This window comes from Aeromicrobium duanguangcaii (assembly GCF_024508295.1).
Classification (GTDB): domain Bacteria; phylum Actinomycetota; class Actinomycetes; order Propionibacteriales; family Nocardioidaceae; genus Aeromicrobium; species Aeromicrobium duanguangcaii.
Genome location: NZ_CP101990.1, coordinates 2,963,120 through 2,981,686, shown reverse-complemented (window position 1 = coordinate 2,981,686; position 18,567 = coordinate 2,963,120). Strand labels below are relative to the sequence as shown.

General features: G+C 71.7%; 15 protein-coding genes and 1 pseudogene. 12 read left to right on the top strand and 4 right to left on the bottom strand.

Going from position 1 to position 18,567, the window contains the following annotated elements; all coding sequences use genetic code 11:
* Positions 1 to 78 precede the first annotated feature (78 nt).
* The 4 genes and pseudogenes from NP095_RS14540 to NP095_RS15340 form a co-directional block, all read left to right on the top strand.
* Entirely contained in the window at positions 79 to 1,512 is a 1,434-nt protein-coding gene (locus NP095_RS14540; protein WP_232418494.1) for a polysaccharide biosynthesis tyrosine autokinase, read from the top strand.
* An 82-nt stretch (positions 1,513 to 1,594) separates the two neighbouring features.
* Positions 1,595 to 2,461 carry an aldose 1-epimerase family protein gene (locus NP095_RS14535; protein WP_232418495.1) on the top strand — a complete coding sequence of 289 codons (867 nt, stop codon included), beginning with the start codon at positions 1,595 to 1,597 and terminating at the stop codon, positions 2,459 to 2,461.
* Positions 2,462 to 2,512: 51 nt separating this feature from the next.
* Positions 2,513 to 5,023 carry a helix-turn-helix transcriptional regulator gene (locus NP095_RS14530; protein WP_232418496.1) on the top strand — a complete coding sequence of 837 codons (2,511 nt, stop codon included), beginning with the start codon at positions 2,513 to 2,515 and terminating at the stop codon, positions 5,021 to 5,023.
* Between the two features lie 30 nt (positions 5,024 to 5,053).
* A pseudogene (locus tag NP095_RS15340) lies at positions 5,054 to 6,262 on the top strand (collagen-binding domain-containing protein); the annotation flags it as partial.
* A 38-nt stretch (positions 6,263 to 6,300) separates the two neighbouring features.
* Here NP095_RS15340 and NP095_RS15335 read toward each other — a convergent pair.
* From NP095_RS15335 to NP095_RS14515, 3 genes are all read right to left on the bottom strand, one after another.
* On the bottom strand, positions 6,301 to 6,681 hold the full coding sequence (locus tag NP095_RS15335; RefSeq protein WP_404801114.1) for a glycine zipper family protein: 381 nt from the start codon (positions 6,679 to 6,681) through the stop codon (positions 6,301 to 6,303).
* A gap of 275 nt (positions 6,682 to 6,956) precedes the next feature.
* Entirely contained in the window at positions 6,957 to 8,420 is a 1,464-nt protein-coding gene (locus NP095_RS14520; protein WP_232418498.1) for an amino acid permease, read from the bottom strand.
* A 45-nt stretch (positions 8,421 to 8,465) separates the two neighbouring features.
* On the bottom strand, positions 8,466 to 9,926 hold the full coding sequence (locus NP095_RS14515) for an SDR family oxidoreductase (protein ID WP_232418499.1): 1,461 nt from the start codon (positions 9,924 to 9,926) through the stop codon (positions 8,466 to 8,468).
* Between the two features lie 92 nt (positions 9,927 to 10,018).
* Here NP095_RS14515 and NP095_RS14510 point away from each other — a divergent pair, with 92 nt between their 5' ends.
* Positions 10,019 to 10,531 (top strand): hypothetical protein, encoded by a 513-nt coding sequence (locus NP095_RS14510; RefSeq protein ID WP_232418500.1) that lies wholly within the window; start codon positions 10,019 to 10,021, stop codon positions 10,529 to 10,531.
* A gap of 8 nt (positions 10,532 to 10,539) precedes the next feature.
* Here NP095_RS14510 and ptsP read toward each other — a convergent pair whose 3' ends face one another.
* A complete protein-coding gene (ptsP, locus tag NP095_RS14505) occupies positions 10,540 to 12,189 on the bottom strand; it encodes a phosphoenolpyruvate--protein phosphotransferase (protein WP_232418501.1) in 1,650 nt (549 codons plus the stop codon).
* A gap of 164 nt (positions 12,190 to 12,353) precedes the next feature.
* On the opposite strand from ptsP, the gene NP095_RS14500 reads away from it, so the two are divergent.
* The 7 genes from NP095_RS14500 to NP095_RS14470 all read left to right on the top strand — a co-directional run bounded on the left by NP095_RS14500 (position 12,354) and on the right by NP095_RS14470 (position 18,566).
* A complete protein-coding gene (locus tag NP095_RS14500; protein WP_232418502.1) occupies positions 12,354 to 13,319 on the top strand; it encodes a 1-phosphofructokinase family hexose kinase in 966 nt (321 codons plus the stop codon).
* Positions 13,307 to 15,418 (top strand): PTS fructose transporter subunit IIABC, encoded by a 2,112-nt coding sequence (locus tag NP095_RS14495; protein WP_232418503.1) that lies wholly within the window; start codon positions 13,307 to 13,309, stop codon positions 15,416 to 15,418. The genes NP095_RS14500 and NP095_RS14495 overlap by 13 nt, the downstream gene beginning before the upstream one ends.
* Positions 15,419 to 15,429: 11 nt before the next feature.
* Complete coding sequence (locus tag NP095_RS14490) at positions 15,430 to 15,693, top strand: HPr family phosphocarrier protein (RefSeq protein ID WP_232418504.1); 264 nt, start codon at positions 15,430 to 15,432, stop codon at positions 15,691 to 15,693.
* Positions 15,694 to 15,780: 87 nt separating this feature from the next.
* Positions 15,781 to 16,221: an OsmC family protein gene (locus NP095_RS14485; protein ID WP_232418505.1), complete on the top strand. Its 441-nt coding sequence runs from the start codon at positions 15,781 to 15,783 to the stop codon at positions 16,219 to 16,221.
* Between the two features lie 64 nt (positions 16,222 to 16,285).
* Positions 16,286 to 16,957 carry a nitroreductase gene (locus NP095_RS14480; protein ID WP_232418506.1) on the top strand — a complete coding sequence of 224 codons (672 nt, stop codon included), beginning with the start codon at positions 16,286 to 16,288 and terminating at the stop codon, positions 16,955 to 16,957.
* The gene (locus NP095_RS14475) at positions 16,954 to 17,820 is read left to right on the top strand and encodes an alpha/beta fold hydrolase (protein WP_232418507.1); all 867 of its coding nucleotides are present in this window, start codon (positions 16,954 to 16,956) and stop codon (positions 17,818 to 17,820) included. Before NP095_RS14480 ends, NP095_RS14475 begins: the two co-directional genes overlap by 4 nt.
* Positions 17,817 to 18,566, top strand: a complete 750-nt coding sequence (locus NP095_RS14470) for an enoyl-CoA hydratase-related protein (protein WP_232418508.1) — start codon at positions 17,817 to 17,819, stop codon at positions 18,564 to 18,566. Before NP095_RS14475 ends, NP095_RS14470 begins: the two co-directional genes overlap by 4 nt.
* The last annotated feature ends 1 nt before the right edge of the window (position 18,567 follow it).

Sequence of the window (18,567 nt, the reverse complement as noted above, 5' to 3'; positions counted from 1 at the left end):
GGAGCCTACTGCCGGAGCCCTCCGGCGGCCGTGCTCGTGGCCCGCACCCGCCCCCCACTTCCCGCTTCGGAGGCACCCATGGAGTTGAAGGACTACCTGCGCATCGCACGGGACAGGTGGTTGCTGATCGCCTTCGTGTGCCTGCTCGTCGTCCTGGCGTCCGGTATGTACACGCTCTCGGTCACGCCGCAGTACCAGTCGACCGCGCGCCTGTTCGTCAAGACTCCGCAGAGCTCCGAGAGCGGCGAGCTGGCCCAGGGCGGCCAGTTCAGCCAGCAGCGCGTCAAGTCGTACGCCACGCTCATCAAGGGTGAGGAGGTCGCCAGCCGCGTCGTCGAGAAGCTGGGGATCGACGAGACTCCCCAGCAGCTGATGGCACGCATCGAGACGAGCGTGGAGCTGGACACGGTGGTGCTGTCGGTGTCGGTCACCGACCCGTCGCCCGAGCGGGCCCAGCAGCTCACGCAGACCGTGGCCGAGGCGTTCGTCGGCTACGTCCGCGAGCTGGAGACGCCCGACGGCCAGCGCGAGGCGCCGGTCAAGGCCTCGATCGTCGACCGGGCCACCGTGTCGGACTCGCCCGTCTCGCCGCAGCCCGTGCGCAACCTCGGCCTCGGGCTGGTCCTGGGCCTCGTGCTCGGCTTCGCCCTGGCGGTGGTGCGCGAGATGCTGGACAACCGCATCACGTCGCAGGAGGACATCAGCAAGGTGTCGGGCCGCGAGGTCCCGGTGCTGGGCAACATCCACTTCAACCGCGAGGCGATCAAGCACCCGCTGGTGCGCGACCTGCCCAGCTACGACCCGCGGGTCGAGGCGTTCCGCGTGCTGCGCACCAACCTGCAGTTCATCGATGCCGGCGCCAGCCACAAGTGCTACGTCGTCACCAGCTCGGTGCCCTCGGAGGGCAAGTCGACGACCGCCGCCAACCTCGCGCAGATCCTCGCCAAGAGCGGTCAGCGTGTCCTGCTCGTCGAGGCCGATCTGCGCCGGCCGAAGCTGGCCGAGTACCTCCAGCTGGAGGGCAGCGTCGGCATCACCACGATCCTGCTCGGCCGCGTCGAGCCGCACGAGGCCATCCAGCAGGTCGGCGACTCGCTCGACGTCCTGCCCTCGGGCCGGATCCCTCCGAACCCGGCCGAGCTGCTGGAGTCCCCGGAGATGATCAAGCTGCTGCACCGCCTGCGCCAGGAGTACGACATCGTCCTGGTGGACGCCCCGCCACTGCTGCCGGTCACCGATGCCGCACCGCTGGCCGCGGCCACCGACGGCGCGATCATGGTGATCAAGCACGGGTCGACGACGACCGAGCAGTACGCCGCGGCGCTCGAGCGCCTCACCAGCGTCGACGCCCGCCTCTGCGGCACGGTCGTGACGATGTCGCCGCAGCCGAAGAAGCACCGTTCGGGCGCCGGCTACGGCTATGGCTACGGGTACGGGTACGGCTACGAGCCGGAGTCGGCCAAGCGCGTGGCGCCCAAGCGCACGTTGTTCGGCCGTGGCGCGAGGAAGTGAACGTGACATCGCGAGTGTGACGTGGACGACCCTGCCCCCGTTCGCCGTGCGGACGGGGGCAGGGTCTGACTACGGTCAGGGCATGGGCACGTCCATCGTCATCCGCGGCGAGAAGATCGCCGTCGCGATCTCACCCGACGGCGCCGAGCCCGTGTCGATGCGCGACGAGGACGACCACGAGTACCTGTGGTCCGGTGACGACCCCTGGCACCGCCACGCGCCCGTGCTGTTCCCGGTGATCTGCCGGGTGCCCGACGACCGCATCCGCGTGGGTGACGAGACGTACCCGATGCCGCAGCACGGCTTCGCGCGCGACCGTCGCTGGACCGTGGTCGACAGTGCGAACGACCGGGTCTCACTCGTCCTCGTCTCGGACGAGGAGACGCGCAAGCACTTTCCCTTCGACTTCGCGCTGGCCGCCACCTATGTGACGGACGGGCGCAGCCTCACGACCCAGTACACGGTCGAGAACCGCGGGGACGAGCCGATGCCGTTCGCGCTGGGCTCGCACCCGGCGTTCGTGTGGCCGCTCGACGAGGGCCAGCCGCGCTCGATGCACCAGATCCGCTTCGACGAGCCCGAGAAGGCGCCGTTCCGTCGCGTCGTCGACAACCTGCTGACGCCCGAGCGGTTCGACAACCCCGCCTGGGACCACGTCATGACGCTCAACGACGCCTGGTTCACCGACGGTGCCGTGATCATGCCCGAGGTCGCCAGCAACCGTCTGACCTACTCGTCGCCCCGGGGTCGCCAGGTGCGCCTGTCGTGGGAGGGCTTCACGGGGATCACGATCTGGTCGGTGCCGGGCGCGCGCTTCGTCTGCGTCGAGCCGTGGCGCGGCCAGCCGGCGCCCATCGACTTCGTCGGCCAGTTCGCCGGCAAGCCCGGCAACGTCGTCCTGCCGCCCGGTGGCCGAGAGACCCTCTCCTACTGCGTCGAGCTGCTCTGAACCCGGCCGGGGGACAATGGAGTTCGACCCCCGGAGCAGAGGAGATGTGGCGTGGCCGAGTTGGTGCGACCACGTCTGTTGGCGCGCCTCGACACCGGACTGCCGGTGGTGGTGGTCGAAGCACTCGCCGGGGCGGGCAAGCGGACCCTGCTGCGCCAGTGGGCCGATGAGGCGCCCGACGGTGAGGTGCGTCTGCTCGTCGACGTGGGAGGACGCCCGCTCGACGCGGCCGGCGTGACGAGTGTGCTGCTGGCCGCGCTGGACGCGCGGGGTGTGCTGATCGACGCAGTCGACGCGGCCCAGCATCCGGCGCGCGCCGCGGCGGCGGCGTTCCGGGCCGCCGGACCGACGCGGGTCGCTCTCGTCGGCGCCGACCGGGTCGAGGCGACGATCGTGGGTGAGCTCGTCACGCGGTGGTCTCGCGAGGCCGGCGTCGGCACCATCGTGGCCACGCAGGACGCCACCGGTCTGCTCCGTCTGCTCACCGAGGACGCGATCGCCCACCGCTCCATCACGGACGCGGAGTTGCGGCTGGATCGCGGCGAGCTCATCGACTACGTGCGGCTGGCCCTGACCGAGCTCTCGGAACCCGCCGTCGACCGGCTGATGGAGCTCACGGCCGGGACGGTCGGAGTCGTCGCCACGCTCGTGCGGACGTGCGAGGCCGACGTCCGGGCCGCACGGCTCGCCCAGGACCAGGTGGCCGCGGCGGCTTGGGCCCCCGCGGCTCGTCCCGCCGGCCCGTTCCGGCAGTTCCTCGCCGCGGCACTGCTGGCGCCGCGCTTTCCGTTGAGCGCGTTGCCGGAGCTGGTGACCGTCGAGAACGGCCAGCGTCAGGTCGAGCGAGCCGTCGCGTTGGGCCTGGCCGACGTCACGCCCTCGGCCCGCTTCCGGTCGCCGGTCTTCCGGTGGCGGCCGCACGCACGCGAGCACCTGCTGAGGATCGCCGACCGCGCGCCCGAGGACGACGCCGCCGAGCACGTGCGCATCGCGGCGATCGCGCGACGTCACGGCGACCACGAGCAGGAGGTGCTCTCGCTCGTGTCGGCCGGTGACCTGAGCGACGCCGCGCGCGCGGCGCGGGAGCGGGTGTGGGAGCTGGTCAGCACCGATCACCCGGCATCGTGGGCGCCACTGCTCGAGTTGCCCGTGGGGTCGCTCCTGGACTTCCCCTCGCTCGCCTGCCTGCGCATGGTTCTGCGAGCCCGGTTGGGACACCGCGTGGCCCGGAGCACGGTGATCCGCGAGCTGGAGCGCCGGACGCCCCCGTCGGGCAGCACGTCACCGGCCGACCGCTTCCACCACCGCGTGATGGCCTTCTACGTCGCCGTGCGGCTCGGTGAGCTGGAGCTGGCCCACGGGGCGATCCACGAGCTCGGCGGGTTCGCGGAGCTGTGGTCCGACCTGGACATGGACACCGGCTCGGTGTCGGACCTGTTGTTGGCGATCGAGGCCCTGGTCAGGATCGACCGGATCGACCTGGCCGCGGCGGCTGCCCGCCAGGCGGTCCGGGCACTCGAGCTGGATGCAGGCAGCCGCACCGACCCCGCGGGGTCGCGCCGCGCTCACGCGGAGCTGGTGCTGGAGATGTGCGCCCGGCACATCGGAGACCTCGAGGTGCTGGCCCGAGGTCCGGCGCCGAGCATCGCGGTGGACCCGTGCCGTGAGATGGACGTGGTCGCTGATGCGGTGTTGCGGGCCTGGGAGGCACTGGACGCCGGAGATCCCGAGCGTGCTGTCGACCTGACCGGCTCGGCCATGACACAGGTCGATCCGGTGGACTGGCCGCTGCTGCTCGTGGCGCATGCGCTCTCGGCCGCGGGGGCGGGCCGACTCGACGAGCTGGACCGGGTGTGGGCCCGATACCTGAAGGGCCGTCGCTGGCGCTCCCGCCACCTCACGCCGACGCGAACGGGCGTGTCCGCGAGGGCGTTGGACGCGCTGGCCGTCCGGGTCCTGCGGGTCTGGCCCTCCGGCGACGAGCAGGGTGCCGCCCCACCGGTCCGCGTCCGGCTGGAGCCGTCGATCGCCGAGGCGACCGGGCGACCCCTCCCGCTGAACGACCGGCTGACCAACGACGACCCGGCCCTCGACCTCGATGCGCTCGAGCCGCGGGCCCAGGAGATGGCCCTGGTGATGGAGACGACCCGCGCCGTGCGTGCCGGAGAGCCGGAACGTGCGCTGGCGGCGTTGGCACGGGCCAGTGAGTGCGCGCCCGGATCCGGTCTCGTGCGGGTGCTGCTCGGCACGGCGGCTCCGACCGATCTGGCGCGACTGCGTGAGTACGTCGCGGCGGGCACGGGTCACGACGTGCACCGGGTCGCCGAGGTGCTGGACGAGGTGGTGGCCATCGGCCGCACCCGAGACCGGGCGCCGACCCTGTCCGAGCGCGAGCGCGAGGTGCTGGCGCTGGTGCGCTCGGGACGGACGAACAAGGAGATCGCCGAGAGCCTCTTCCTCTCGGTGAACACCGTCAAGTTCCACCGCGCCAACCTCTACCGGAAGTTCGACGTGGACACCCGCGACCGGCTCGTGGCGGCCACCCACCGCTTCGGCCTGTGACGCCCTTCACGACAGGGGTGGGAGGCAGGGGTGGTTTCCCGGGAAGGCCGGCCGTTCTCGCCCCGACCGTGCCTAGGTTCGACTCGACCGCCACAACGTCGTGGCGGTCTTGTCACGGTGGAGGAACTCGTGGAGAGCACGACTCGGGTACGGAAGAACGCGAACCGCTGGACGGCGCTGACGGTGGCGGTCACCGTGGCAGCAGGTGCGGGCCTGGCCGTGATCGCGGCGCCCGCGGCGACGGCGACGACAGAGACGTTCAACCCGTTCTCCGTCAATCGTGGATTCAGCGTGGTCTCTCGCGGCGACGCGGTGCTGGGCAACGGTGAGATCGAGGGATCGATCGCCGCGTTCGGCAGCATCTCCTCATCCGAGCGGAACGGGTACCCCGTGGTGCACACCGTCGCGGGCATGGGCGACTACGGCGTGCCGTCGATCGACGGGACGCCGGTGCGCATCCTCGCGGACCGCTTCGTCGGCTCGGGCGCCTTCGACGTCTCCAACCGCGATCAGGGCAACACGATCACCGCCGGGTCGGACGAGGCTCGCGCGAGCGTCAGGCTCGCCGACGTCACCGGATTGACCGGTTCCGCGCGTGGCGGCGGCGCCTGGGCGGCCGCGGGGCAGGACTTCCTGCGCGTGACGAACCCGTCCGGCGGCATCCTCGACCTGAAGATCGAGCCGTTCGCGACCTCGTCGGTGGCCGGCCTGAAGACCGCTCGGCCCGCCGTGGCGGACTACTTCCCGGGCCTGGCGACCGATCTCGCCCGGATCGATGACTGCCTGGTGTCGATGTACGACCCGGCCAACGATCTGGTCAGCGTCGTGACCGCGCGCGAGGAGCACGGGATGCTCTTCCCCGAGGGATTCTCGACGACCCGGCCGAACGTGCTGGACTACGCGGCCGCCGCCGGCAAGACGATCAAGATGGACCGGGCCGGTGGCTACGTCCCCACGGCGCAGGCGCCGCTGGTCATCAAGGTGCCGGCCGGAACCACGCGGATCGGCGCCCTCGACATCGAGGGGTGGAGCGCCGACAGCAGCCGCGACCAGGCCTTCGCCCGCCACATCCTGATCGACCTGTCCGAGGTCTCGGGCACGGTGCGGATCGACGGCCTGACGATGGGCGCGGTGTGGGCGCCCGACGCGGACCTGGTCTTCGACTCCAACGTCACCACGAACGGTCAGTGGTTCGCGGGGAACGTGACCACCGGGCCGGCGCGCGGCGAGATCCACCACCACGTGTTCGACGCGGCGCTCCCGTGCGCGGCGGGGGCTCAGCCCACGACTGCTCCGACGACGGAGCCGACCGCCGAGCCGACCACCGAGCCGACCACCGGACCGACGACGCAGCCCACAACGACTCCCACGACGGAGCCGACTACCGAGCCGACGACGGAGCCGACTACCGAGCCGACGACCGCTCCGACTACCGAGCCGACGACCGTTCCGACGACCGCTCCGACCAGTGCGCCGACGACGCAGCCGACGACTGCTCCGACGACGCAGCCGACCACGGCTCCGACCACCGAGCCGACGACCGCACCGACCACGGCTCCGACCACCGAGCCGGCGACCGCACCGACCACCGCTCCCACGACGCAGCCCACCACCGAGCCGGCGACCGCTCCGACCACCGCTCCCACGACGCAGCCCACCACCGAGCCGGCGACCGCTCCGACCACCGAGCCCACCGCCGTGGGTGGGTCGGGCGACAGCGACGACCCCGATCAGTCGGCGTCGGGTGACGACCGCCGCGATGGCGGCCCCGACGGCCTGTTGGCGGCGACCGGCTCCGGGGCGACGCCGGCCATCGTCGCGACCGGCCTGGTCGCCCTGCTGGCCGGACTCGGACTCATCCTGACGCGCCGTAAGGGACGTCAGTCCCGATGAGGACGGCGGTGAGGACGTTCCGACGTGATGGCGGCCGTCCTCACTGCTCCGTCGACGCGGCCTGCTGGCCCAGTCGCGAGTGCGTGCGCCCGTACACGGCGTAGATCACGATGCCGAGGGCCATCCAGATGATGAAGCGCTCCCACGTCAGCAGGGACAGGTTCAGCATCAGCCAGACGCAGGTCAGGATCGCGCCGCCGGCCACGAGCGGCGCCCACTTCACACGGAACGCGCGTGGCAGGTCCGGGCGCGTCCGGCGCAGGATCAGCACGCCGGCCGACACGAGCGCGAACGCGAACAGCGTGCCGATGCTGACCAGGTGACTCAGCTCGGCCAGCGGGACGAACCCGGCCAGGCCCGCGACGACCACCGACGTGATGAGCGTGATGCGGTGCGGGGTGCCGTACTTCGGGTGCACCTTCGCCAGCTGGCGCGGCAGCAGGCCGTCGCGGCACATCGCGAAGAGGATGCGCGACTGCCCCAGCAGCAGCACCAGGATCGTCGTGATCATGCCGGCGACCGCGCCCAGTGAGATGAGGTTGGCGGCCCACTCGACCCCGTTCGCGGAGAACGCCTCGGCCAGCGGCGCGCTCGTGTCCATCCGCTTGTCGGTGTACGGCAGCATGCCCGTGATCACGAACGAGACCGCCATGTAGAGCAGCGTGCAGATCAGCAGCGAGCCCAGGATGCCGCGGGGCACGTCGCGCTGCGGATTCCTCGTCTCCTCGGCCGTCGTGGCGACGACGTCGAAGCCGATGTAGCTGAAGAAGACCACCGAGGCGGCCGCGACGATGCCCATGACGCCGAACGCGGTCGGCGCCATGCCGAAGACCGCCTGCAGCAGGGTCTGGTCGGCGCCCTTGGCCAGCTCGGTCGGCTCCGACGGCGGGATGAACGGCGAGTAGTTCGCGGCCTTGATGTAGAACAGGCCGGCGATGACGACGAACAGGACGACGCTCACCTTGATCAGGACGAAGACGCTCGAGACCGAGCTGGACAGCTTGGTGCCCGCGATCACGAGGAACGCCAGGATCATGACGATCGCGATGGCCGCGACGTCGACCACGGCCTTGTCCCCGGCGAAGGCGGTGGGCAGCTCGAGCAGCTCCTGCAGGTAGCCCGACCACCCGCGCGCGACCACCGCCGCGCCGAGAGCCAGCTCGAGCAGCAGGTCCCAGCCGATGATCCAGGCGATGAACTCACCCAGGGTCGCGTAGCTGAAGGTGTAGGCGCTGCCGGCCACCGGCACCGTGGCGGCGAACTCGGCGTAACAGAGCGCGGCCAGGGCGCAGACGGCTCCGGCGATGAGGAAGCTGATGACGATCGCGGGGCCCGCGTGGTTGTGCGCCTCCTGGCCCGTCAGCACGAAGATGCCGGTGCCGATGATGACGCCGATGCCGAAGACGATGAGGTCCTTCGTCGTCAGGTCGCGCTTGAGCTGGTGCTCCGGTTCTTCGGTCTCCGCGATCGACTGCTCGATGCTCTTCGTGCGGAACAGGTTCATGGCCTCGATGCTGGCCCTCCCGAGACCGGGTTGCAACCGTCACCGTCAGGTCTGGGCCTCGGCCGCCTTCGCCACGTTGCGCTGCATGTCGCCGAAGATGATGCCGTGGAACGGCCACACCACCCACCAGTAGAGGTGGCCGAGCAGGCCGCGCGGGTGGAACAGGGCGCGCTGGTGGAAGGAGGTCGTGCCGGAGTCGTCGGATCCGACCCGCAGCTCGAGCCAGGCCAGTCCGGGGACCTTCATCTCGGCCCGCAGCCGCAGGAAGGAGCCCTCCTCCTCATCCTCGACGCGCCAGAAGTCCACGGCATCGCCGACCACGAGCCGGCTGTGGTCGCGCCGGCCCCGGCGCAGCCCGGGACCTCCGAACGCCCGGTCGATCAGGCCGCGGACCTCCCAGGCCAGCGACCAGGAGTACCAGCCGTGGTCGCCGCCGATGCCCTCGATGACGGACCAGAGCTGCTCGGGAGTCGCCTTGACCTCGATCGTCCGCTCATCGACGTAGAGCGAGCCGCCGGCCCAGTCCGGGTCGAGGGGCAGCGGCTCGGACGGGGCGCCGCCGGTCGACGCCGACGACCACCGGGTGGGGACGTCGAGGTCGCGGATCTTCGTCAGGGCCAGCTCGACGGAGCGCTCGAAGCCGGTGCGTCCACCCGGGGGCAGGTGGACGTAGCGGCTGATGTCGTCCTCCTGCGCCACGACGTTGTTGCGCAGGCTCTCGACCAGGGGCCGTGCCAGACCGGAGGGCACCGGGGTGACGAACCCGACCCAGAGGCTGGAGATGCTGGGGGACAGGACGGGAACCGGCAGGATGCGCCGCGGCGGCAGCTGGGCCACCTTCGCGTACCGCTGCATCATGTCGAGGTACGTCAGGACGTCCGGTCCGCCGATGTCGAAGCGCCGGTTCACGTCCGGCGGCAGGTCGGCGCAGCCGACCAGGAGGTGCAGCACGTCGCGGATCGCGATCGGCTGGATGCGCGACTGGACCCATCGCGGCGTGACCATGACCGGCAGCCGCTCCGTCAGGTAGCGCAGCATCTCGAAGGACGCCGAGCCCGAGCCGATGATGATCCCGGCCTGCAGGACCGCCGTCGGAACCTTCGAGTCCAGCAGCACCCGGGCGACCTCGTCGCGCGAACGCAGGTGCTCGGACAGCTCCTCGTTCTCGGGCGCCATGCCCGACAGGTAGACGAATCGGCCCACGCCGGCGTCCTCGGCGGCGCGGGCGATCGTGGTGGCCATGTCGTGCTCGGTGCGCACCAGATCGCCCTTCGATCCGATCGAGTGCAGCAGGTAGTAGAAGACGTCGATGCCCTCGCAGGCCCGCCGGACGTCGTCGGCGTCGGTCGCGTCGCCCACGACGATCTCGACGTGGTCGGCCCACGGATGGGCTCGCGCCTTCCGCTCGTCGCGGACCAGGACCCGGACCTCGTGGCCGGCGGCCAGGAGCTCGGGGACCAGTCGGCCCCCGACGTATCCGGTCGAGCCGGTGACGAGACAGCGCATGGTCCGAGTCTCAGGGCCCGTCATGGTCCCCGCACCCGGGGGAGCCGGTGGTGCGGCGGTGCGTGGGGTTCCGGTGCCTCATGATGGGTTCCGTGTCCGCGCTCCTGATCCTGCTGTCCGTCGTCATCACGCTCGTGTTCGGACTGTTCGCCGTGGGGGCCGTCCTCCTGCTGGTGCGGGCCACGAACACCCCGGCGAGCACCGTCCAGCAGCCCGGCTGGCAGGGGGCGCCCCGGCCGCCGAGCGTTGCGGGCTCCGGCTCCTGGAACGCCGAGGTCATGAGCGACGGGCTCGTCGGCATGGCCGGCGGCAGCCTGCGCTCGACCTTCGGCCGCTTCGATCTGCGCGACGGCGTCCTCGCGTTCACGCCGAACGGCGAGATCGCGCCCGCGTGGCAGGTGCGATGCGCCGATCTGACGGTGACCCGCCACGGGGTGCTGTCGCAGAACGCGGTGACGCTCCAGGGGCCGATGGGCGTCGTGCGCTGCAGCGTCAGCATCGAGCACATCAACCGCTTCTCGCGGAACAGCATCAAGACGATGCGCCAGGCGAGCTACGCCACGGCGTTCGTGCAGGTGCTGCGCGCCCACGGCGCCCGCGGCTAGGCGGGCGCCTACTGCAGGACGTCCTTGGCCGCCTTGGCGGCCGTGAGGTTGTCGGTGGCCTCGAGGGCGGCCGCGGCGGCCTCCTCGCACTGCGCCAGCGTGACCTGCGAGATGCGGGCCCCGACGGCGCGGACGGCGGTGGCCGCGCAGGACAGCGACGTCACGCCCAGGCCCGTCAGCACGCAGGCGAGCAGCGGGTGCGCCGCCGCCTCGCCGCAGATCCCGACGGGCTTGCCGGCCCGGCGGCCGGCGTCGGCCACGAGCTTGATCGAGGCCAGCAGCGCGGGCTGCCACGGGTCGGTCAGGTTGCTCAGCGTGGGAGCCATCCGGTCGGCCGCGAAGGTGTACTGCGACAGGTCGTTGGTGCCGATCGAGACGAAGTCCAGGTGCCGGAAGAGTCGGTCGGCCAGCAGCACGGTCGAGGGGGTCTCGATCATGATCCCGGCCCGCATGCCGCGCGCCCGGACCCGCTCGGCGAACCACTGCGCCTCGGCCTCGGTGGTGACCATCGGCGCCATGACGCGCACGTCCGCGTTGGTCCGCTCACGGGCCGCGGCGATGCCGTCCAGCTGGCGATCGAGGATCCCCGGGTCGGCCAGGCCGATGCGCAGGCCGCGCACGCCCAGGGCCGGGTTCGGCTCGTCGGGCTGCGTCGCGAAGGCCAGCGGCTTGTCCGAGCCGGCATCGAGGGTGCGGACGATGACCTTCTTGCCGTCCAGCGCCTCGAAGACGGCGGAGTAGAGCTCGACCTGCTCGTCGACGGTCGGCTCGGTGGTGCGCTCGAGGAAGAGCAGCTCGGTGCGGAACAGGCCGACACCCTGGATGGGCTGCTCGGCGGCGACCCGGGCGCCCGGGCCGTCCTGGACGTTGGCCAGGATCTCGATGGAATGGCCGTCGGAGGTCCGGCCGGGTCCGGTCCAGCCCTCGGCCGCCGCGCGACTGCGGCGATCCTGCTCGATGAGGGCGTTGATCTCGTCCTCGTCCGGATCGACGGTCACGTTGCCGGAGGTGCCATCGACGGCGACGCGCCCGCCGGCGGGGACCTCCTTGAGGTTGGTGACGGCGACGACGCAGGGGATGCCCAGCTGCCGCGCGATGATCGCGGTGTGGCTGGTCGAGCCGCCCAGCTCGGTGGCGATCGCCACGATCTTGGTCGGGTCGAGGCCGGCGGTGTCGGCCGGCGCGAGGTCCTCGGCCAGCAGGACGACGGGCTCGTCCGGGACGGGGATGCCCGGCTCGGGCAGGTGCAGGAGCTCGGCGACGATCCGGTCGCGCACGTCGTAGAGGTCGGTGACGCGCTCGGCCATCAGGCCGCCGGCCGCCGTGAACATGGCGGCGAGCTCGTCGATGGCCTTCGAGGTGGCCGTGGCCGGGCCGGAGCCGGCGGCGGCGTGCTTGGTGACGAACGTGGCCAGGCCACGGTCCTCGGCCAGGGCGGCGGTCGCGGCGAGCACCTCGGACGCGGCGCCGCTGGCGGCGTCGGAGCGGGCGCGCAGACGTCGCGCGACCTCGGCGGCGGCCGAGCCGAACGCGACGGTCGTGGCAGAGGGGTCACCGGCTGGTTCGTTCTCGGGCGCGGTGGGACGAGGAGCCGGACGAACGGCCGGGCCGACACCGATTCCGGGGACGACGGCGGTTCCGGAGTAGAGGCTGGTCACCCTTCGACGGTATCCCTCGCGTGATCGGCCGCACAGGGGAGCCTTGACATCTGTGCGGATTGGACATAAAACAAGGCAAGACCACACGAAAGCCACATAGACCCACATCGCGGAAGTCTCGCGGGCGTGTGACCGTGGAAACAGGGGACCGAAAGGGGGCCGTCGTGATCGTCACCGTCACCGCCAATCCCGCAACCGACAGGTTGATCAGCCTGCTCGAGCCGCTCGAGCGCGGCGCGGTCCTGCGCAGCGAGGCGGCCCACGACGATCCCGGCGGCAAGGGCATCAACGTCGCGCGCGTGCTGCACGCGGCGGGTGTGCCCGCGACGGCCGTGCTGCCGGGCTCGCCGGACGAGCCCCTGCTGGCCGCGCTCGACGACCTGGGGCTGTCCTACCGCGCCGTCCCGGTCCGCGAGCGACTGCGGGTGAACCTCACGCTGGCCGACCCCGACGGCACCACGACCAAGATCAACTCCCCGGGTCCGACCCTGGACGAGGCCGAGCTGAAGCAGCTCACCGAGGCACTCGTCGATGCCGTCGGCGCGGGCGACTGGGCGGTGCTGAGCGGCTCGCTGCCGCCCGGCGTGCCCGCCGACTGGTACGCCGCCACGACCAACGCGCTGAAGCAGGCCGGCGTCCGGGTCGCCGTCGACACCTCCGGTGACGCCCTCGGGCTGACCGTCGAGCATTCGTCGCCCGATCTGCTCAAGCCCAACTCCGACGAGCTCGCCGAGCTGCTCGGGTGCGACGCCGCCGAGATCGAGCGCGACCACGGCCAGGCCGCGGGTCGCGCGCAGCAGCTGCGCGACACCGCGGGAGTGGGCACCGTCCTGCTGACCCTCGGTGGCGACGGAGCCGTCCTGGCGACCGCCGAGGGCTCCTGGTTCTGTCCGCCCGTCGCGATCACCCAGCGCAGCACGGTCGGCGCCGGCGACTCGTCGCTCGCCGGTTACCTCGTCGCCGAGGTCGCCGGCCGTCCGCCGGCCGAGTGCCTCGCCAGCGCCGCCGCGCACGGAGCCGCCGCGGCATCCCTTCCCGGCTCGGCCCTCCCCGGGCCGGCCGATCTGCCACCACCGCCGACCGCGGTGGCCGTCGAACCAGCCTCTTGGAGGACGACATGGAACAACTGATCACTCCCGACCTCGTCTCTCTGGACGTCGACCTCGGCACGGACTCCTCGTCGGTCATCGAGGCGCTGGCCGCCCGCATCACGTCGGTCGGACGCGCCGGCTCGGCCGATGAGCTGGCCGATGCCGCGAAGGCGCGCGAGTCGCAGGCCGGCACCGGCGTGCCCGGTGGCATCGCGATCCCGCACTGCCGCACCGCGACCGTCACGACTCCGACGCTGGCCTTCGCGCGGCTGACGAACCGCGCCGACTTCGGCGCGCCGGACGGGCCGGCCGACATCGTCTTCATGATCGCCGCCCCCGAGGGTGCCGGGGACGCACACCTCAAGCTGCTCTCGTCGCTGGCGCGGGCGCTCGTGCGCCCCGACTTCACCCAGGCGCTGCGCGATGCCCAGTCGCCCGACCAGATCGTCTCGCTCGTCGAGGAGGTCACCTCCAGCACCAACCTCCAGCCGGCCGGCACTCCGGACGCCCCGGCGCCCGCCGAGACCAGCGAGACATCGGCGACGGCCGAACACACCGGAACCCGGGTGGCCGGTGGCGAGACCCCGCACGTCGTGGCCGTCACCGCCTGCACGACCGGCATCGCGCACACCTACATGGCGGCCGACGCGCTCGCCCAGGCAGCCAGTGACGCCGGGATCGACCTGGCCGTCGAGCCGCAGGGCTCGTCCGGCAGCACCCCGCTGACCCCGGAGCAGATCGCCGCGGCCGACGCGGTGATCTTCGCGACCGACGTGGGCGTCAAGGACCAGGCCAGGTTCGCCGGCAAGCCGGTGATCCGCAGCGGCGTCAAGCGCGCCATCAACGAGCCGCGCGCGATGCTCGACGAGGCCGTCGCGGCCGCGCACGACCCGTCGGCCCGTCGGGTCGAGGGCGACGCCGACGAGACCGGCACCGAGACCGGCGGCGGCGAGAACGAGGGCGCGGGCAAGAAGCTGCAGCGGTGGCTGCTGACGGGCGTCAGCTACATGATCCCGTTCGTCGCCGCGGGCGGCCTGCTGATCGCCCTGGGCTTCCTGCTCGCCGGCTACGACATCTCCAGCGGCGACACCGCCACGAAGATCCTCGCGGACAACACCCTGGCGAACCTGCCGTCCGCGGGCGACCACGCGCTGTTCGACAGCGGGCTGGCCTACTACTTCGGCGCCCTGGTCTACCTGCTCGGCTCGTGGGCGTTCAGCTTCCTCGTCCCGGCGCTGGCCGGCTACATCGCCTACGCAATCGCCGACCGCCCCGGCATCGCGCCCGGCTTCGTCATGGGCTTCGCCGCGACCCAGATCGGCATCACCGACACCAACCCGAACGGCGCCGGCTTCATCGGCGGCATCGTCGGCGGCCTGCTGGCCGGCATCGTGGCCGCCTGGTTCGCCAACCGCGGAGTGCCCCGGTGGCTCGCCGGCCTCATGCCCGTCGTCGTGATCCCGCTCGTGACCACCTTCGTGGTCGGCATGGCGCTGATCCTGGTGCTGGCCAAGCCGCTGGCGTGGCTGAACGAGGCCCTCGTCGACGGCCTGAACTCGATGACCGGCAGCTCGGCGATCCTGCTGGGCGCGATCCTGGGCCTGATGATGTGCTTCGACCTCGGCGGCCCGGTCAACAAGGCGGCCTACGTCTTCGCGGTCACTGGCCTGTCGACGGCCGGCGCCCTCGATCCGGGCTCGTCGCAGTCCAAGATCATGGCGGCGGTGATGCTGTCCGGCATGGTGCCGCCGCTGGCGATGGCCCTGTCCACCGCCATCCGGCCCCAGCTCTACACGCCGGCCGAGCGCGAGAACGGCAAGGCCGCCTGGCTGCTGGGCGCCTCCTTCATCTCCGAGGGCGCCATTCCGTTCGCCGCCGCCGACCCGTTCCGGGTGATTCCGGCGATGATGGCCGGCGGCGTCGTCACCGGCGCGCTGTCGGAGGCCTTCGGCGTGACCCTGGTGGCGCCGCACGGCGGCATCTTCGTGTTCTTCGCGGTGGACCACGTGCTGTGGTTCTTCGTGTCGCTCGTCATCGGGACACTGGTGGCAGGCTTCCTCGTGACCGTCCTCAAACAGGTCGGTCACTCCAAGAAGGCGGCGGCCACCGCTGCCGCCGATGACCCCGTCACCGTCTGAGAGGACCTCACATGCCCAGCAAGACCGTCACCGTCGGATCCGCCGTCGGCCTGCACGCCCGTCCGGCCGCCACGATCGCCGCCGCCGTCAGCGAGTCCGGCATCCCCGTCACCCTCGCGGTCCCCGGTGGCGACCCCGTCGACGCCGGCTCCGCGCTGTTGATCATGACGCTCGGCGCCGGTCAGGGCGCCGAGGTCACGGTCCAGAGCGACGACGAGGCGACCCTCGCCAAGATCGCCGCGCTCGTCGAGGCCGACCTGGACGCCGACGCCTGATTCGCCCGCCGGTTCCCGCCCCGCGTGGGCGGGAGCCGGGTGCGCGATGGGGGTGCCGCCGTGTCGGCCCGGTCCTAGGGTCGAAGCATGAGCGACGAATCCTCCTCCATGCGCAGTGTCCATCTCGTCCGCACGGGCCCGCAGGAATACCGTGCCGAGAATCCGCGCGGCGGCGTGATCGCCTTCGGCGAGGGACAGAACACCGACTTCACCCCCGTCGAGCTGCTGCTGGCCGCGCTCGGCGGATGCAACGCGCTGACGATCGAGGCCCTGACCAAGCGTGCCGAGCCCACCCGCTTCGACGTCGCGGTCGAGGGCCAGAAGCGCGAGCAGTCCGGCGGCGGCACGATCCTGGACGACCTCGTCGTGACGATCGACATCACCTTCGCCCATGACGAGGACGGCCGCGCCATGGCCGAGCGGGTGCCCTCGGCGATGGAGAAGTCGCACCAACTGTGCACCGTCAGCCAGACCATCGAGTCGGCCTCGCCCGTCCGGGTCGTGCAGGTGCGCGCCAGCCAGCAGTGATCCGGACCCGCGAAGAAACCGTCACGGGTGACCGGAAGTGACGGTCCGCGGGTACGGTGTCCCCATGGTCGACGAGGCAGACGCCGAGGTGCTGGACCGGTTGCTGGCGGCGCGATTCAGTTGCCGTGGGTTCCGCTCCGACGAGGTTCCCGAGGACGACATCCGGGCGGTCCTGCGCTCGGCGTCGCGCACTCCGTCGTGGTGCAACGTCCAGCCGTGGCACGTCGACATCGTCTCCGGTGACGCCCTCGCGCGGATGCGCAGGGACCTGGCCCTCGACGCCTCCCTGGGCTCCGACTACCCGTTCCCCCCGGGGTACGAGGGCGTCCACGCCGAGCGTCGCCGCGCGGTCGGCTGGCAGCTCTACGAGGCCGTCGGCGTCCAGAAGGGCGACCGTGAGGCCTCGATGCGCGAGATGCTGCGCAACTTCGAGTTCTTCGACGCGCCGCACATCGCCGTCATCTCGGCGCCCACGCAACTGGGGGTCTACGCCGCCATCGACTGCGGCCTGTTCGTCCAGTCGTTCCTGCTGGCGGCGCAGGCTCGCGGCATCGCGACCGTCGCCCAGGCGGCGCTGGCCCAGAAGTCCGAATTCCTGCGTGACCGGCTCGCCATCCCCGAGGACCGCTCGATCGTCTGCGGGATCTCGTTCGGCTACGCCGACCCCGACCACCCGGCGAACACGTTCCGTGCCGATCGCGCGCCGGTGCACGAGCTGGCGAGGTTCCACCGGTGACCGTTCCCGAGTGGTTCCGCTGGGCACTGGACCAGAAGCCCCAGCACCTCGAGGTCGAGGTCGACGGCGTCCCGATCGCCTACCGCGCCTGGGGTGACCCGGGCGACCCCGTCGCGGTGCTGGTCCACGGTGGCGCCGCGCACGCGGGCTGGTGGGACCACGTCGCACCCCACCTCGCGGTCGGGCACCGGGTCCTGGCGCCCGACCTGAGCGGGCACGGCGACAGCGGCCGTCGCGACGCGTACACGCTCGAGGTGTGGGCCCGCGAGATCCTCGCCGTCGCCGCGGCGGAGTCGGCCGAGAAGCCGGTCGTGTTCGGGCACAGCATGGGCGGGTTCGTCGCCCTCACGGCCGCCCGCGAACACGGGGCCGACCTGCTCGGCGCCGCCGCGATCGACTCGCCGGTCCAGGCCGTCTCGCCCGAGGCGCGCTCGTGGCGGGCAGACCGCGCGGTGCTGTCGATGCCGCTCTACCCGGACGCGGCCACCATGGTCAGCCGGTTCCGGACGCTGCCCGAGGACCCCTCGTGCCTGCCGTACATCCGCGACCACATCGCCCGCGGCTCGATCCGTCATGTCGACCGCCCCGACGGCACGGGATGGACGTGGAAGTTCGATCCTCGCGTCTTCCTGCGCTCGATGATGGAGCCCGACGACGTGGCCCGCAGCCAGTGCGAGGTCGCGCTGCTGCGCGGCGAGCGCGGCATGGCCACCACGGACATCACCGAGGAGATCCGATCGAGGCTCGGCGGGAACGTGCCCGTGACCGTGATCCCTGACTCGGGTCACCACATCATGCTGGACCAGCCCACGGCGCTGATCGCGGTGCTGCAGACGTTGCTCGGACAATGGAGGAGACGATGACCGATCTACTCGTCGACCGCACGGACGGTGTCCTGCGGCTCACGCTCAACTGCCCCGAGCGGCTGAACTCGGTCACCACCGAGATGTTCGAGGCAATGAGCGACGCGCTGGCCGACGCCGACGGGGTCCGCGTCGCCGTGATCACCGGCGAGGGCCGCGCCTTCTGCTCCGGAGCCGTGATGCGCCCGGACGCGACCAACACCGGCATCCTCGAGGCCGCCGACCGGTTGATCCACCTCGTCACCGAGGCGCCGTTCCCGGTCGTCGCGGCGCTCAACGGGCTGACCGCCGGCATCGGGTCCTCGCTGGCGCTGGCCGCCGACTTCCAGGTCGCCAAGGACACCGACTACATCCTCCAGGCGTTCGTCAACGTCGGCCTGATGGGCGACGGCGCGGCGCACGAGCTGATCGCCGCCTCGATCGGCCGGGCCCGCGCGACCCGGCTGTTGATGCTCGGCGAGAAGTTCCCCAACGCCGAGGCGTTCGCCGCCGGACTCATCACGCACTGCGTCAGTCCCGACGAGTGGCAGTCCACGGTCGAGGCGCTGGTCGAGAAGCTGCGCACCGGCCCGACGATGGCCTACGCGCGGATCAAGTCGACCATCAACGCGGCGTCGCTGATGAATCTCGACCAGACGCTGAGGACCGAGGCGGCCGAGCAGGCCGTCCTCGGTGCCAGTGCCGACTTCGCCGAGGGCGTCGCCGCCTTCACCGAGAAGCGCTCGGCGAGCTTCACCGGCAGCTGAG